At 58.7% G+C, this 16,784-nt stretch carries 14 protein-coding genes; 7 read left to right on the top strand and 7 right to left on the bottom strand.

Annotated features, from left to right (window positions below):
* The first annotated feature begins 6 nt into the window (after positions 1–6).
* Genes JJ959_RS16840 through JJ959_RS16850 form a run of 3 tightly spaced genes read left to right on the top strand, consistent with a single transcriptional unit; the run spans position 7 to position 4,533 of the window.
* On the top strand, positions 7–1,284 hold the full coding sequence (locus JJ959_RS16840; RefSeq protein ID WP_292886152.1) for a tetratricopeptide repeat protein: 1,278 nt from the start codon (positions 7–9) through the stop codon (positions 1,282–1,284).
* 31 nt (positions 1,285–1,315) lie between these two features.
* A complete protein-coding gene (locus JJ959_RS16845; protein WP_292886155.1) occupies positions 1,316–3,685 on the top strand; it encodes a hypothetical protein in 2,370 nt (789 codons plus the stop codon).
* 32 nt (positions 3,686–3,717) lie between these two features.
* Positions 3,718–4,533 (top strand): FkbM family methyltransferase, encoded by an 816-nt coding sequence (locus JJ959_RS16850; RefSeq protein ID WP_292886158.1) that lies wholly within the window; start codon positions 3,718–3,720, stop codon positions 4,531–4,533.
* Between the two features lie 22 nt (positions 4,534–4,555).
* On the opposite strand, the gene JJ959_RS16855 is transcribed toward JJ959_RS16850, so the two are convergent.
* The 5 genes from JJ959_RS16855 to JJ959_RS16875 all read right to left on the bottom strand — a co-directional run bounded on the left by JJ959_RS16855 (position 4,556) and on the right by JJ959_RS16875 (position 11,548).
* Positions 4,556–5,251 carry an acylneuraminate cytidylyltransferase family protein gene (locus JJ959_RS16855; RefSeq protein ID WP_292886161.1) on the bottom strand — a complete coding sequence of 232 codons (696 nt, stop codon included), beginning with the start codon at positions 5,249–5,251 and terminating at the stop codon, positions 4,556–4,558.
* A 73-nt stretch (positions 5,252–5,324) separates the two neighbouring features.
* Positions 5,325–6,941 (bottom strand): calcium-binding protein, encoded by a 1,617-nt coding sequence (locus JJ959_RS16860; protein ID WP_292886164.1) that lies wholly within the window; start codon positions 6,939–6,941, stop codon positions 5,325–5,327.
* Positions 6,942–7,383: 442 nt separating this feature from the next.
* Entirely contained in the window at positions 7,384–9,288 is a 1,905-nt protein-coding gene (locus JJ959_RS16865) for a tetratricopeptide repeat protein (protein ID WP_292886167.1), read from the bottom strand.
* A 23-nt stretch (positions 9,289–9,311) separates the two neighbouring features.
* Positions 9,312–10,442 (bottom strand): Gfo/Idh/MocA family oxidoreductase, encoded by a 1,131-nt coding sequence (locus tag JJ959_RS16870; protein ID WP_366817077.1) that lies wholly within the window; start codon positions 10,440–10,442, stop codon positions 9,312–9,314.
* Positions 10,443–10,531: 89 nt separating this feature from the next.
* Positions 10,532–11,548 carry an NAD-dependent epimerase/dehydratase family protein gene (locus JJ959_RS16875; protein ID WP_292886172.1) on the bottom strand — a complete coding sequence of 339 codons (1,017 nt, stop codon included), beginning with the start codon at positions 11,546–11,548 and terminating at the stop codon, positions 10,532–10,534.
* A gap of 122 nt (positions 11,549–11,670) precedes the next feature.
* Between JJ959_RS16875 and JJ959_RS16880 the strand changes: the two genes are divergently transcribed.
* The 4 genes from JJ959_RS16880 (at position 11,671) to JJ959_RS16895 (ending at position 14,932) form a co-directional block, all read left to right on the top strand.
* Positions 11,671–12,111, top strand: coding sequence for a hypothetical protein (locus JJ959_RS16880; protein ID WP_292886175.1), 441 nt, complete (start codon positions 11,671–11,673; stop codon positions 12,109–12,111).
* Between the two features lie 121 nt (positions 12,112–12,232).
* Positions 12,233–12,604: a hypothetical protein gene (locus tag JJ959_RS16885; protein ID WP_292886177.1), complete on the top strand. Its 372-nt coding sequence runs from the start codon at positions 12,233–12,235 to the stop codon at positions 12,602–12,604.
* A gap of 32 nt (positions 12,605–12,636) precedes the next feature.
* Positions 12,637–13,839 carry a glycosyltransferase family 4 protein gene (locus JJ959_RS16890; protein WP_292886180.1) on the top strand — a complete coding sequence of 401 codons (1,203 nt, stop codon included), beginning with the start codon at positions 12,637–12,639 and terminating at the stop codon, positions 13,837–13,839.
* Positions 13,832–14,932, top strand: coding sequence for a glycosyltransferase (locus JJ959_RS16895; protein ID WP_292886183.1), 1,101 nt, complete (start codon positions 13,832–13,834; stop codon positions 14,930–14,932). The genes JJ959_RS16890 and JJ959_RS16895 overlap by 8 nt, the downstream gene beginning before the upstream one ends.
* Here JJ959_RS16895 and JJ959_RS16900 read toward each other — a convergent pair.
* Both JJ959_RS16900 and JJ959_RS16905 read right to left on the bottom strand, forming a co-directional pair.
* Positions 14,921–15,838, bottom strand: a complete 918-nt coding sequence (locus JJ959_RS16900) for a hypothetical protein (protein WP_292886185.1) — start codon at positions 15,836–15,838, stop codon at positions 14,921–14,923. The two genes, JJ959_RS16895 and JJ959_RS16900, sit on opposite strands and share 12 nt — an antisense overlap.
* Positions 15,835–16,770, bottom strand: a complete 936-nt coding sequence (locus tag JJ959_RS16905; RefSeq protein ID WP_292886187.1) for a glycosyltransferase — start codon at positions 16,768–16,770, stop codon at positions 15,835–15,837. Before JJ959_RS16905 ends, JJ959_RS16900 begins: the two co-directional genes overlap by 4 nt.
* Positions 16,771–16,784: the final 14 nt, after the last annotated feature.

Raw genomic sequence — 16,784 nt, forward strand, 5'->3', positions numbered from 1 at the left:
GCTGACGTGATTTCCGATGCAGGAGTGACCGTTCGGTCTATGCCACTACGCGTCATCCTCTCCACCGCCGAAGAAGTACTGAGAAAGAAGAATTTCCCAATCGCGGAGCGCCTTTTCGAGGAAGCGCTCCGGATAAAGAATTATTCGATCAGAGGCCTGAGCGGCTTGGGCCGCCTCTATAACGAGATAAACGAACCGACAAAGGCATCTTGTTGCCTGACCCGGCTGATGACTTACCGACCAGGTGTTCCAAACGCCTCCGCCCAATTCGCGCATGCATGCTCCATGCTTGGTAATTTTTCCGGAGCGGCAAGATGGTATCGTCGGGCGCTCTCGGTCGCCCCGGATGACCGGGCTACTGCCATCGCACTCGGCATCACCTTGCTGCGGTTGGGCGAATGGGAGGAAGGACTCGCCCTTTACGATCTGCGCGAAGGTGTGGTTTCCCTCGAAAAATCTATCGGAAAAGAAAAAATCTGGGATGGTACCGCCGATCTGTGCGGGAAAAACGTACTCGTGGTCGGCGAACAGGGACACGGCGACCATATCCAATTCTTGCGTTATTGCGCGCTCCTGAAGGACAAGGGCGCACGCGTCACATTCTTCACCAGGGAGCTCCTGGAAAAGCTTTGCGCGTGGATGCCCTCAATCGACGAGGTTGCGCTCAACGATGACAAGGTCTCGTTCGATTACGCAGTGATGGCCATGAGCCTGCCCAGGCTGTTCAAAACACGGCCGGACAACATTCCTTTGCGTTCCGCGTATCTCACCGCGCCGCCGGATGCTGCAGTGCGCGTCGCTTCCAAGCTTTCCGGTAAAAGGAAGATTGCTCTCGCCTGGAAAGGCAACCCGCAGAATTCCCGGGACGCGGTCCGGTCCTGTCCGCCGGATCTGTTCGCCCGCCTGATCAAGAACCGGCCCGACGTAGAATTCTACGCCCTCCCTTTCGATCTTTCATCCGAGACCCACGAGCGGCTTTCGCAGCTCCGGCCTATATGTGAGCCGGGTAGCACTTTTGCGGATGTAGCGGAGCAGCTCCTCTCGTTCGACCTCGTCATTTCCGTGGATACCGGGTTGGTGCATCTTGCGGGCGCCCTCGGAATTCCGACCTGGCTCATGATCGGCCACCAGCCGGACTGGCGCTGGCTTGCCGTGGGAAACGAGAGTCTCTGGTACGATTCCGTCCGGCTTTTCCGCATCACCGACGGCTGGTCGGACCTCATAGACCAGGTTGGAGAGGAACTGGATCATTTCCTTGCAAATCCATCGGAACGCAGCCAATAGAATTCTGAATTGGGTGACAAAGGACTGAATTGTGGCTGTTTCTGGAATCCTGAACGCAATCGACCGAAAAGACGCCTTTGTGCTCCTTGAGACCCCGAGCGATTCGAAATGCTGGGATCTGACCGGCCAGCAATTGATACGGGGTCAGGACGTCCACTCCGCTCTCCGGTTCTTTAAACGCTCCACGATTTCCGGCCCCCCTTATTCCGAGAACAGCCTTTATCGTCTCGCGATGGCCTTTGAGCTCACCGGAGATTTCGAGTCGGCAGCCGATCATTATGTGAGCGTCGCCAGAAACGGGTCCGCATTTTCACGCGACGCGTTGCGTCGAGCGGTTGGCTGCTTCGGCCGGCTTTCGCAATGGGACAGGATCGTGGATCTGATGTCCGATGAATCCGCCTCGGAGTGGGTGAACTTCAATAGAGACGTTGCGATGCTCGTCGGCATCGCTTTCGGAAATTGCGGGCGGGTCTGCCGGGCAATCAGTTGGCTATGCATCGCTCCTCAGATTGCTGACAGGGACAGCGATCCGGCCAAGGTCGTCAGCAACCTGCTCGACGGCAACGCGGATCCCGGATCTTCCGAAGAGGTCGAGAAATTCATCCAGGAGACAGCACATGTCCTGTTTGCAGAGGATTGGCTCGCACGGAAGGTATTTCGCTGGATTCTGCGTCATGGGCATCACGAAGCACTCGAAAGGGCTCTGGACTCGCACGAACTGATCCAGCGGAGCGGGGGCGATAGTCTCGGTTATACCGCAGCATATCACCTGGAACTCAAGCACGACCGGAAAGTGATCAGAAATGCGGGACGCCGGGCTTTGATCTGGCAGCCCGACCATCGGATGGGAATTCGGGCGATTTTGCCGAACGAACATGACTTTGCGCAACAGAACGCGGAGTGGCTTCTCCGGTGGGCAAAGGTCGCGGCCATCCTCCCGAACGTTGAGGATCATACCGCCAACGATGCCGCCATTGCCCTTAAATTTGTAGATCAGGAGATATGCCTAGTTTATCTCGAACGGCTGGCGAATAGATTCAAAACGAGTCCACGGCTTCTTTACAACATCGCCAGCCATTTCAATGAGAAATCGTTCGCGGAGACGGCATATCCGATGGTCCGACGGGCGATTCTCATGGAACCCGCTTATGCCAAAGCACTGAGCGCCTATTCGGTATCGCGATCGATAATGCTGGACCCCGAGCCAGGAGTCGTTGCTGCGAGACGCGCCTTAGTCTGCGATCCGTCTCTCCAGTCTGGCCACACTAATCTTGCAATGGCCTACCGTGGGCTGGGAAATTTGGGGAAGGCGATCGAAGCCGGTCTCAAACAGTTGGAGTATCATCCGAGAGATGCCGTTGCCCGGATGGGAGTTGCGTTCAATCAACTGACCATTGGCGCCATCGAGCAGGGTTTCCACAATTACCGTAGCCGTTGGGCGCAAAAAAACTTTCCCTCGCAAAAGCGCCCGTTCCCCCAGAGAGAATGGGCGCTTCAAAAGCTTCCCCCCGGTAAGAAGGCCCTTATTTATATGGAACAGGGGATGGGGGATGAGTTGATGTTCTCCTGGTTCCTGCGCTACGCTGACGCAGTTGTTCCCGGTCAGCTGGTTGTCGAATGCGATTCGCGCCTTGTTGCGGTGTTCGAACGCTCTTTCCCTTCGATAGAGTTCAGAGGCCGGGACGCTCCGGTGGATCGTCGCCTCCTCGCCGATGATGTGCTCTACAAACTTCCGATCGGGCATTTGCCAAGCCTCTTTACGGCAGAGCTAAGGACCTTGATTAGGGAAAGATGGGCTCTGGCGGTCGAACCTCGGGTGGCCGGACACGGCTGGATTGTCCCGGACCCAGACGGAGTAGCGCACTGGAAAAGCAAGGTACGTGAAATTGCCTCTGGCGATCGGCTGGCAATCGGGGTGGCGTGGCGAAGCGGTCAAATAACGCGGACCCGGAAGCTGCAATATCTGGCGCCTGAGGAACTTGCGGCGAGCTTGCCGGACAACACAGTGGCAATCAATCTTCAATACGTGTTTGAAGATGATGAGATTGAGCAATTTGAACGCGCCGCGGCTCGCCGCGGGATTACATTAACGACGTTCGAGGGGCTCGATCTGAAGGACGACTTAAGCGATGTGATCGACCTTATAGCAGCATTAGACGCCGTCGTGACGCCGATGACTTCCACGGCGTTTATGGCAGGCGTTTTGGGGGTACCGACTTGGGTCTTTCGTACGTCCGAATTCAAGGCGACATGGCATCAGCTCGGGACACCACACATACCTTGGATTCCCGAGATCAAGCTCTGCTTCAGGGATCCGCGTGTGAGTTGGGATGACGTTATTATGCGTATTCACGATGACCTGCTGGCGGCGCGGAACTGGCTCCTGTCGCGACGTTCATGACCGCGCGAGAGAAATCGGATGGACAGGCTGTTTTGAGTGAACCTGACATTCTCAGGCTACCTAAACGGCTTTTTCACGATGGATATTTTCATTTGCCGTTGAAACTCCCGGGCCATTCGGAAAGCGGTCCGGTTTTACGGTTTCCGGTGGCCAAGCTCTCGGACCCGGGTCTGCAACGCTTTGTTTTCGAAGAGTTCCACCAATCGGGTTTTGAAGCCCGAGAGCGTGCGATCCTGGCTCAATTCCTGTCGGACGACGCAATTTTCATCGATATCGGGGCCCATTTTGGGCTTTATCCGCTCGTGCTTTGCGCGCGCTTTCCTAGGATACTCTGCGTCGCGATAGAACCCTCTCCCGATAATTTCTCCGTCCTGATGGAAAATGTCGCCCTCGCGGGGTTCAAAAGCAGGATTCAATGTTTCGAGTGCGCTCTGGGTAGCGGCACAGGATCCGGTCGGCTGCGCCTTAATTCGAGCATGGGCCATCATCTTGTGACGCAGCTTTCAGCGTCAGGGCCCCCGGAGATTAAAGTAGAAGTACGAAAACTTGATTCTTTACTTGCGGGTCTTCAGGCGGATGCTTTTTCTCATCGGCCCGTCTGGCTGAAGATTGATACTGAAGGCCGGGAGCTTGATGTTCTGTCCGGAGGACGTGAGCTGCTCGGTTCCGGACGGGTGGATGGCATTCTCTGGGAGTATCGCATCGGTATGGAGGAGAATCCCCGCAAGGCTGAGATCCTGAGCTTTCTGGAAGAATGCGGTTTTGCGTCGAGGGAAATTACCGACGGCAATATCCTCTCGCTTAGATGCGCGGAGAATTTTGAGAAGCTCAAGGATCTCCAGCCCTGAACAGCGTGGTTTTTTGCCTGTACTAGAGATCGCGGGCTTTCGCTATCGCCATTGCGATGAAGACGTCGTCTTCATAATCGATGTCAAGCGAGCGCCAGTTCGGCATGACATGAATAGCTGAATTTTCGTCGTAGAGTTTTCCTGATCTGCCGAATTCGTCTGCTTGAAATATGTATATCGCGCCGTTGATGGCCCAGTGGTTGTTGTGGATTTCCCGCATTGCTGGGTAGTCGATTCTGGGTGATCTTCCCAAATTATGGGTGTTCGAGACCGGTCCAAATGGCTTCGATGGCGGAATGCGCCATCGGCAGACTGCGACGCCGCTTTTGGCTCCTGTCTTGCGCATTTCATCAAGTAGGGCTGCGATATCCTCGCCAATACGAAAGGGCGACGTTAGTTGCAAGAGTACGATTGTGCTCTTAGCAAGATTTTCGGTCCGGATCAGATGCCTGATCACGTCCTCGGTGGTTGCTTCGTCGCCGGCGAGATGATCCGGGCGGTCCGCAACCCGCATATTTGGGTAAATAGCTGCGTCCCGGGCGAGTGCAGTATCGTCTGTGGAAAGGATGATCCGGCCAATACGACCCGAGCTTTCGATGCAGTCGACGGTCCGGTCCAGGAGGGATCTGTCGCCAATGACGATACGGTTCTTTTGGGGAACGCGTTTCGATCCGCAGCGCGCGGGAATGATAGCGACCAGGTCCTCTACTTTTTTCACTTAAGCTGATCTCTTGAACGCAAACGGGCGGACCGATTGGCCCGCCCGCACGCTTTAAGTTAAACGACTGGACTTAGCTGAAAGTGAAGTCGTTCAGGTCGAGGGTCGTGACACCGAAGACCCGGATCACCGCGTAGTCAGTACCCGCAGTACCGTTGATACCGACCAGCACAGAGTTGGTCGCAGTGCTCGCAACCTGCGTGATCGAGTTGGCGGCACCCGTGATGGAGGCCGAGGACGTCGCGAAGGCCGGAAGACCACCGCTCGAGAAGCCAAAGCCCGAGAGGTTGATCTTGTCGCTGCCATCTTCGAACGAGAAGATCATCGCGACAGTGGCACCAGCCTGGATGTCCGTTGCCGGAGTGGTCCGGGTGATGTCGTTGATCACGAAGGTATCGCTACCACCGTCACCATACAGGAGGTCGGTACCGCCGGTCGCCCCGATGTCGGCATAGAGAACATCGTTGCCGTCACCACCGTAGATCGTGTCATCGCCAGCGCTGGAGGCATAGATGATATCGTTGCCAGCGCCACCAGAGATGAGATCACCGTTGGTGCCTGCCGCGTAGATGATGTCGTTGCCATCTTCACCGAAGAGGGTGTCGCCACCGGTACCTGCGTAGAACAGGTCGTTACCGGCACCACCATACATCAGGACGGTGGTCAGGTTGCCCAGCGCGGTGAGGGTGTCTTCGCCGTCGCCGGCATAAAGCGTATCCGCACCGATCGTGCCCTGCAGGCTGTCGTTACCGGCGTTGCCGAACAGACGGTCAGCGTCGCTACCGCCGTTGACGACGTCGTTACCGGCACCACCATACAGCGTGTCGGCACCAGACGAACCGAAGATGGTGTCCAGACCAGCGTTACCGTAGATCAGGTCGTTGCCGTCACCACCAGAGATCGTATCGTTGTCCTGGCCACCGAAGACCGTGTCGGCACCGGCGAAAGCCGTAATACCGTCTGCGCCGGTGTTACCATAGATAAGGTCGTTGCCGCCGGCGCCACTGATGACGTCGTTGTCGGCACCACCGAAGACCGCGCCACCGGTACCAGCGGTAATCGTATCCGCGCCGGCACCACCGTAGAGCGTGTCCGCACCACCGGAACCGAGGATGACGTCGCCACCGAGGTTACCATAAATAAGGTCGGCTTCTGCACCACCGGAGATCGTGTCGTTGTCCGCACCGCCGAAGATGGTGTCGGAACCGGCACCGCCGAGGATCGTGTCACGCTCGGAGTTACCGTAAATCAGGTCGGAACCCGCACCGCCGTCGATGTTGTCGTTACCGGCACCGCCATAGATCACGTCGGAACCGTCGTTGCCGAGGATCGAGTCGCCACCGAGATTACCGAAGATCGTGTCCGCACCCGTACCACCGGAGAGCGTGTCGTTACCCTGGCCACCATACAGAAGGTCAGAGTCGCCATCGCCCAGAATGCTGTCGTTGGCGAGGTTACCGTACAGAACGTCATTACCGTCAGAACCGGACAGAACGTCCGCATCCTGGCCGCCGAAGACGGTGTCTGCGCCAGAACCAGCGAGAACAGTATCGCCGCCCTGGTTACCATAGATAAGATCCGCACCACCGAGCGCGGAAATGATGTCGGACCCGCTAAGCGCGGTGATCTGATCAGCATTACCCGTACCAGTGATGGTATCCGGTGAACTGGTGCCCGTTATCGTTGCCATTACAACCCCCTAGTTAGCATCAAAGCTACACCAAACTGTCTGGGTTAGCTTTGGTGCTGCAGTCGGATTTCGTCAACCAAAAAATCCTGCACACCAAGCGAACGCCAGTCCTATTACTAGCCGCGACGAAACGGCTCGGGTGGTTTATTACACCGCTTGCCTAATGAACGCAAGCGGTTAGACGGCGGTTTTAGCCCGCCGCCGCACCGATCCCGAAAGGCCACCCGCATCTGCTTCCCCGCTTTTGGATGATGCCGTGATCTCAGATATTTTTGTTTTTTTTCAGATTACTAAGCGCTAGCTGCGAGCGTCATGCATCTGTCATGCAATGGATCGGGCATCTCCACGCGGACGGAAATTATCCGATATCGGGCAATTCAGCTGAAATTCCGGTCCTAGACCGTGACTTCTCGGCAACAGACGCGCCCGGACGAGCCGACCGTCAGCCACCGTGATCCGTCGGAAGCCGAAGCGTCACGGCGTCGAGCAACGCTTCCTCCGGCGTCGCATCCGATGGCCATTGTAGCACGCTGAGGGGAAGCACCGGGGAAAGCTCTGCTCCCACCCGGTATCTCCAGTCTTTCTGTTGTTCGCGCAGCAGGACGACAGACGGCGTCCCAACGGCGTTGGCCATCGGAACCAGGGCCGTCGCTACGGTTGCGACCAGATCAATAGCTGCAAGCGCTTCGGCCAGCGCTTCGAGATCGTCCCTGACATCGAATTCGGGCCAAGCGATGCGGTCGTCGCCCAGTACCGCTTCAAGTCGATTCCGGTCTGCGTCGACCATTCCGTATTGCAGCGGGACGAATCGAATGCGCTCTAGCGCGCTCAGTGAGGCAAACCGTTCGATCTCCATTTCGAACGACCGATGCTGGAGCGGCTTGATGCTGCGCCAAGCGAGACCAACCAGACGGTATCTGCCGTCCGCGGACATTGTCCGGCGAAGGCGCGCGACCCGGCCCGGATCGGTCTGTAGCCAAGCCGAGGGCGTCCTCTCCATTTCCAGTCCCAGCTTGTGCGGAAGGCTGAGCAGCGGCAGCTGAGAGTGAAACCCGGAAATGTCGAGATCTGCATCGGGACGCCTCGGCACAACTTTCACGAATGGAAAAGATCTCTCGACCAACGGCACCAGCCGCGCATCGACCTCAACCGTGAAATGCTCCGGGCGACCGCGAAGCGCGGTCAGGTAGGACAATCCCCAAACCTCGTCCCCCAGACCTTGCTCTCCCCAGATCAGAATCTCTCGGTCGGCGATTCGACCGCTCTCCCAAAGCGGCAGGTCGAACGATGCCTTGGGCCAGAGCGTCCGCTCTCCCAAAGGCGCCTCAACGGGAGTGTACCATCTGTTTTCGTACACCTTCAGACCCTCGGCGTAGCGTCCTAACTTGAGCAGCGCGAGAGCAAGGTTGTTCTGGAAGCGCAGATCTTCCGGCGCCAGCTGTGTCGCACGCATCAGATATTTCAATGCTGCATCGACGGAGCCCAGCTCCATATGGATTGTCCCGACGGTGAAATACCGTTCCGCATTCGCCGGATCGGCGATCACATGGCCGCGGGACAGGGCGAGAGCCCCGTCAAGATCTCCGGATCTTTCAACGATCGCCGCGCGGTTCATCGCAACCGCTTGCGTGCCGGGCGCAACAATGTCCGCGAATCCGAGCAACCGCCGCGCACCGAGAAGCTTTCTGGAATCAATAAAGTTCCCGGCCGCCGCGATGTATCCGTTCACGGCAGACGGATCGCAAAGGATCGACCGGCAAAGGCCGAGACGGCTTTCGGGAATCTCATGAAATCGTTGATGAATGATACCGCGTAGCCGCCATGCCTCACTCGACTTGGGATCCTGCCGCAGAGCCGCCAGCACGTTTTCAAGTGCTTCGACGACCCGGCCGCGCTCCAACTGGCGTTCGGCCATCGCGCATCCGGCACCTGGACCAGAGGCGCTGCTCGAGACCCAAGCCCTGGCATGAAGCTTCCGGGCCTTCGCCGCACTTTCCGACAAGGCCCCGAGATTTCCGAAGACACGCCCATCCCCGGGCTCCAGCAAAGCCGCCCGTTTGAGCGCCGCGACCGCCGCAGGAACAGCTCCGCGCTGGAGCATTTTGTTCGAAAGGTTCACGTAGAGCCGGAAATCCTCCGGATCGGCAACGATCGCCCGTGACAAAAACTCGTGCCCGCGCTCGGGCCAGCCCCCGGCGAGAGCCGCCCAGCGGCCGGCTTCGGGCGGATCGATCATCGCCAGACTGCGCCGGGCAGCACGCTGATTCTGCCCGCCGGCCCGTTCCTGCAGTTCCTGTTTCAGACGACCGATCGGATCTCCACCGTCACCGCTGCTCGCGCGCGTCATACCGGTAGACCTCCGGCCATGATCTAGAGTCCCAGACGCTCCGACTTCGGGCCGTCCTTCAGTTCGACCCAGCCGCCGACCTCCATGCTGCGATAGAGCGCATGAAGGAAGGCGAGCGCCTTGCTGCCCTCGTCGACCGAAACCGGCACATCGGTCTTGCCGGCACGCCAGCAATCGATCACCTCGCGGATATAGGGTCCGTGCCCAAGCCCGTAACTGGTCGGAACCTCCTGCGAGCAGGTCTCGATCACGTCTTCATCGCCGGGCTGCGGCTCGACCGATTCCCAGGTTTCCACCAGGTTGATCGCGCGGCCGCCGACCTTGGCCAGCGCCTTGTCCCCGACAATATGGAGCGAAGCCTCGAAATCCCTCGGCCGCGCCGCAGTCGTCGCCTCAATCGTGCCCATGGCCCCGTTCTCGAAGCGCACGATCGCGGTCGCGGTATCCTCGGCCTCGAGCTTGTTGATGACTGCGCGTCCCTGAGCGCAAACAGCCTCGATCGGACCTCCGAGCCAGCGCATCGCGTCGATATGGTGGATCGCCTGCTGAGACAGTACGCCCCCGTCCATCAGCCAGCGGCCGTGCCAGGGGTCGTCATAATAAGACTGGTCACGGCTCCAATGCACCCTGATGCCGACCGTCACGAGTTTCCCGAAGCGGCCCTCGTCAACGGCACGGCGCAGGAACCGCATCGCCGGATTGTAACGGTTCTGCTTGATCTCTGCGCAGATCAGCCCGCGCGTCCGGGCGATCTCGGAAAGCTCGGCAGCATGCTCGAGACGGAGAGCGACCGGCTTCTCGACGATCACATTGATCCCGGCTTCGAGGACTTTCTTCGCGTGTTTATAATGGTTTCCCGACTCGGTCAGGATGCAGATCAGATCCGGTTTCGTGGCAATCAGCGCGTCGATATCCTGCACCACGGGGCTGCCGCCGACATCCTTGGCGAAGGCGGCCGACTTGCCGGCATCGAAATCCGTGACGGCGACGACATCCGCGATATCGGTGAGTTCGTCACGGAACACCTCGCGATACCGCGCCGACACCCGGCCACATCCAAGAACCCCGATCCGGGCCCGATTCGCCCCCGCCGCATTCATCGTCGTCTCACTCCACCCGTTGGATGCCGGCGCCGCGGGAGCGGCAACGGCCATGCCAAGCTAAATGGCATGGAAGCCGGTGCTAAGAAAAGGGATTAAAGGCTTCTGACTCTGCCCACACGAGGCATCGACCGAACAGAAGTTCAAGCCTTCCGGCCATTACCGAGATAAGTGAACCAGGTCTTGGTCGCGTTTGCGATCGAATCCGGATCCCACAGCGGCGCATCCTTCCAGCGCTCGATGTCGGCCAGCATGCGGCGCACGCCCTCCTCGAACGGAATCTCCGGCGCCCAGCCGAGTTCGCTCTGGATCTTGGTGATGTCCGCCCATGTGACGTCAGGCTCGCCCGGCCGTTTCGGCACATAGACGACCTCACCTTCAAGCAACTCGACGAGCCGGTTGATCGATTGCGGATTGCCGCCACCTGCATTGTAGATCTCGCCGCTCTTCTCGGTCCGTGCCGCCGCCAGGAAGGCTTTCGCCAGATCGGATGCATAGATGAAATCGCGTTCCTGGGTGCCGTCTCCGACGACTGTGTACGGCTTGCCGGCAAGTTTCTGACGCAGGAATACCCCGAACACCGCGCCGTAGGCCCCGGTTGTTCGGACCCGCGTGCCGTAGGCATTGAAAATTCGGACCGAATTGGCCGGCAGACCGTAGACCTGATGCCAATGCATCACCGCTTCCTCGCCCTGGAACTTGCTGAGGGCGTAGGGATATTGCGGGCGGATCGGATGGGTCTCCAGCGTCGGCGTCTCGGCAAGCCCGTAGCATGAGGATGAAGCGGCATAGACGAGCTTCTCGATCCCAGCCGCGCGGGCACATTCGAGAACGTGGACGGTGCCCTGGACATTCGTTGCCATGTAATCGATCGGCCGCTCGATCGACGGCACGATGTCGCCGATACCGGCAAAGTGAAAGACATAGCGCGCGCCGTCGAACGCCGGGCGGATCGAGTCCATGTCCCGAATATCCGCGTCGAAGACTTCCAGATTCTCATCGCCTTTATGGTGTTCGAGATTGCTCCGGTGTCCGCCAACGAAATTGTCGACGACACGGACATGCAAACCTTCCGACAGCAGAAGATCGACCATGTGGCTGCCGATGAAGCCCGCCCCGCCGGTGACGACTGCGATGCCCTGCACACTGGTTCCGCTCATGAAGCGCGCCCCCCTCTGTTGAATTTCAGGCGCATAATTCGGATAACTCGCTCCATATCACAAGAAGCAGGAACACGGACAGTTTAGTATGGCGGATCGCAATCAGAGCCGATGGGCTTGAAATGCCGACGAAATGGGTACTTGAATCAGACCTGCTCTTTCTTGAGCCGGCGGTCAGGTTCGCGGGCATTAATCCGAACGCAATCAGGGAATATCCCGGCCCGACGCGGGTCTCGGCGCTGACCTATCCGACGCCGTTTTGCCGGAGTTCGGTTCTGTGGATGCGCGCCCTGTCGCACCTTGTCGTCCGCAACAGGGATTTCGAGCTCTTCCTGATTGAAGTGAACTCCGAGAACGACATGAAAGAGACCAGTCGCACCCGAATCTATCCCGTGCTAGACGACCAGGTCATTCAATTGCTTACGCAGATCAACCGGGCCGATGCGCGCGACCTTAAGATCCAGAGCCAAAGGGTTGAGCACGTCCTTGAGCAACTGAAACACCGCGCATCGGATGCGCTGAAAGACGAAATCATGCAGCTCTACAGCAAAGATCCGCAATGAGTGCCCGCACCGCGCCATTTCGCCGCCAGACTCGTGTTTTGGCTTGGACTCGAGAGTAACGCGGCGTATCCGGATACAAGAGTCGCACATCTGCGACGCCGAAATCGCAACAGGTTCCCTCATGAAAAAGATTCTCGCGACCCTCGCCATTCTGACCAGCCTCGCCGCATGCACCTCGGATGAGGAAAGGATCGACGGCAGGTGGATCGGCACGATCTCCGAGGACGCGCGCAAAGAACTCCAGATCGAGGGTGAAATCGACGGCGATGTCTTCGTGGTACAGTTCGAACCCGATGCGGTCCATTTGAACGACACCGTCCGTGCGGCGGAGTATTCCACGAACAAAGGCCGCACCCTGGTCAAATTCGAGAACGAAAACCGGGTGCTCACCATCTATCACGATGAGACAAACCCGAATAAAATACGGATGACAGCCGTCGGATATTTCCGCGGCAAAATCTATTCGTTCGATCTGGAACGCGACGGCGATTGAACCAGGCTCAAGCGCGGCAGGACCAGATCAGAATGGCGGCGGACAAGATCGGCATAGCCTGGACGGTGGATCCTAAATCCGGTTGGGGCATCTACGGATACAACATCATCCGGCACCTCTGCCTTCACACCCCTTATACTCCGGTTGCTCTGGAGGTCTCCGACCTCGGCTTCGCGGATCCGCTCGAGGCAGAACTGATCAAGGACAGGACCTCCACCCCGCTGAACGAAAACCCGGAATGCCTGGCGCCCTACGCCGGGACCGGAAGACGTCTTCCATTCCCGGTTCTCCACGCCCGCGGCGGCAACGTGGCTCCTCAATTCTCCAAACTTTCCAACGGAGTCATCGGCCGGAGGAACCATGCTCTGACATTTTTCGAGAATGCCAGGATCACGGCGCGCGATGTCGAGATTTACAATCGCTTCGCCAGTGTCGGCGCGGGATCGACATGGAATGCGAACCTCCTGACAGCCGCCGGTGTGAAGAATGTCGCGGCCATCCTGCAGGGCATCGATCCGTCCCTATTCCACCCTGCGCCGAAGCGGGGGATTTTCGAGGGCAGGTTCGTGATATTCGCCGGTGGCAAGATGGAATACCGCAAGGGACAGGATATCGCGCTGAGGGCGGTGAAGATCTTTGTCGACCGGCACCCGGACGCCCTGCTTCTCTGCGTCTGGGGAAATCACTGGCCGGAAGCTTGGTCATACAAGCAATTCATAAGTTCTCCATATATCGACTTTGTGCCGCCTCCGGACGCGGAAGGCCGCCTCCAACTTCCGAAATGGTTTGAGGCATTCGGCTTGAATCGGCAGAATCTCTACGCTTTCAGCTCCTTTCCGCACATTCATACCGCGGCCCTGATGCGTGAAGCCGATGTTGGGCTTTTCCCGAACCGCTGCGAGGGCGGAACCAACCTCGTCGCCATGGAAGCCATGGCTTGCGGGCTGCCGACAATCATTTCCCACAATACGGGCCACCTCGACATCATTCATGACGGCGCATGTCTGCCATTGAAGTCTCAGGATGCGGTACCCGCATTCCATAGGAGCATCGATACCGCCGGATGGGGCGAATCCTCCATCGATGAGATCGTCGAGGCACTGGAGTTCGCCTATCAGAACCGGGATGAAGCGGCGGAGATCGGCCGTAAAGGCGCGAAGCGGATGCATGAACTTTCGTGGGATCGGCAAATCGCCAAACTGCTCGCCTTCATCGAAGCCTATGGCCTTGACTGAGGAAGGCCGCGCGAAAAGCACAAATCCGCCGGTCCATGCGATCGGCTGGTTTGAAGGGCGTTTCGGCTACAACGTCCACACGCGCAATTTTTTCGACAGCCTCTCGCGCTTGATTCCCGTCACAGCCTCTCCCCTGATCGGGCAGGAGGGGCCATGGCAAGCAGACCGGGATATCCTGCGCCATATCCCTGCCCTCTCGCCACGGGCGACCGTGGCGCTGCTGTACGCGGAGATGATGGATATCCTCGACGGCGCGCCGGGCCGGAGAATCGCCTATACGGTCTGGGAGTCGACCGTCTATCCGCCCAACTGGATCGAGAAACTGCGCTCTGCCGACGAGGTTTGGATCCCGAGCAAGTGGGGGCGCAGTGTCCTGATCGAAAACGGTCTTGCGCCGGGCTCGGTACATGTCGTTCCGGAGGGGGTAGATCCTGCGCTCTTCAATCCCGCGATTGCGCCCACCGACGCGCTCCAGACCTTTCCCGGGTTCAAATTTCTCAATGTCGGACGGTTCGAGACGCGCAAGGGAACGCGCCTCTTGATCGAGACCTTCGACCGGGCCTTTGGGCCGAACGACGAGGTCTATCTCATCCTGGCCTGCGACAACCATCATGATCCAGATTTCGATATTGCCAGGATTCTTCGTTCGCTGAATCTTCGTTATCCGAACCGGATCGCGTTCATACCTCCCGTGCGCAGCCACGCGCGCTTTGCCGAGCTCTACCGGGCCTGCGATGCTTTCGTCGCGCCTTTCCGGGCGGAAGGCTGGGGTCTGCCGGTCTGCGAAGCGATGGCCTGCGGCTTGCCAGTGATCGCAACGGATTATAGCGGCCCGACGGAATTCATGGATAAGTCGGTTTACCGGATCGGCTGCGAGATCGAAGAGATCTCTGACCCTCTCTACCTATCTTCTGCAACCGCGGGAGGACGCTGGGCCGAGCCGGACCCCGATCATCTCTGCGAACTCCTGCGGGCAGTCTACCGGAACCGAGAAGATGCAGCCCGGCGCGGTATGGCGGGTTCGCGCCATATCCTCGGACATTTCACCTGGGACGACGCGGCAAACGTGGCTCTCACCCGCCTAGGAACGTGAGGCAGCGAGCGTCAGGAGTTGTTTCCAGCTCGGCAGATTCGCTTCGAAAGTCGTATCCGCGTCGAGTGCGAGCGCCGAAGCCCTCGCATTCTCCGCCAAGCTTCGGCGCCACTCCGGATCTGTTCGTGCCCGTGCCAGTCCGTCTATCAGGACCTCGACAAACCTGTCGGCTGTCGCGCTGTCGACCCACAGACCGTTTTCCGCCGTCGCGACGTCCCTCAGCCCCCCGCTATGGGTACCGCAGACGACAACACCCGCAGCCATCAGGTCGAGAAGAGGCAATGCCGACCCACATAGGCCGCGCATGGAGAGGAACAGATCGCATTCCGGGACAGAGCGCCGCCACGCAACGGGGTTCTCGTAGTCCATCTCGATCCATTCGACACCCACGAAATCCGGGCTTAGCCGTGTTACCGCACCGCGTATATGAGCGAGATAGGGCTTGCCGGCCGGAAAGTACCCGATCCGTGAGACCAGCCTCGGAGCGGGCTGTCTGCTGCCCGACTCACGGCCCGGAAAATCAGTCGTTACCTCGACGCCAAGGACATGTTTTCCGAGATGATAGCGGCCGAGTTTCTGGCGCCAATACTCACCTGGCGCAACGGCGGCCACGGTCGCCGCAGATTTGCGTATCCGTGCTTGAGGCCCCCCGAAAAACGCGTAGGGATTCCAAACAAGCGGCGCCTGGAGATGTCCGGATTCGTCCAAAGCGGCTTGCAATGCCGGAGGGCGGTTCACATCGAAGACGACGAGCCAACCCGGCTCCGGGAGCGATTCGACGGCACCGGTGAAATTGAAAATCCGCGCATCGACCCCCGCGGCTCCGAGCCGCGCTATCTGGCTGCGGTAAAAGGCCAGCTTCTCTTCTCGGGCCCCTTCCTCCTCGGTCAGAACAAAACCGATCAACAGAACGCGCTCCAAAAATCGAGCAGCTGCTTTTCCATGTTCGACTGGGAGTAGCCGGCTGCCGTCTGCCGACCGGCCTCAATCATGGAGGCGAAACAGTCCGGGTCGGCTCGAAGACGCCTCAAAGTGTCGCCCAGCAGGTGCACGAGATTGTCCGGCGTCGCTTCGTCATACCAGCGGCCATTCTGCTCGGTCGCATAGTCGAGACCGCCGCCACCATGATAACCAACCACCACGCAACCCGCCGACATCGCTTCCAATGGAGGCAACCCGAGGCCTTCATGCGTGCTCAACGATAAAAAGATCGCGCTTTCCGCCATGCGCTCGGCGACCTTGTCGGGATGCATCTTATGGATACTTGCAAAGGCGATTTGTCTCAGTTCGGGATACTCAAAGCACAAGCCATACATCACCGTTCCGAATTCAACGACCCGCTTTCTAGGCATGTAGCAGACCTGCAGCTTCTTGGGCCCGTCGACCTTTGGAGCGGGACGAATTGCCGGACTGACAATAACCGGATTCTCGACCTGGTGTACCTTTCGCAGATACTGCGCAATCGGCTCGGAGACGCAGAGGAACGCGTCGATTGGAAAATCCGACAGTCGTTCATGGGGCTGGAGCGTGCTGTCCAGGAAATAATGGTTCTGGCAGAAGAAAACCCGCCTGACGGGCAGAGATATGAAACGGTCAAAGATATGCCGAGGCAGGGAATCGTGCAGCACGAGGGTATCGCCGGGCCGGATTGGAAGAAGCTTTCCGTTTGCGAACGACGCATCCGGATTGATCCAGTCAGGGCGTCCTCCTTCGAAAGTGCTCGAAACCTTCGCGTCAAAACCCGCGCGACGGAGTGTGGCGACATGCTCGGCCTGCACCATTACGCCTCCGATCGGAACCTCGAGGTTCTTGACTGAGAGATAGATAATCTGAGCCATGTCTGGTTCGCCCG

Source organism: Nisaea sp., assembly GCF_017640745.1.
Classification (GTDB): Bacteria; Pseudomonadota; Alphaproteobacteria; order Thalassobaculales; family Thalassobaculaceae; genus Nisaea.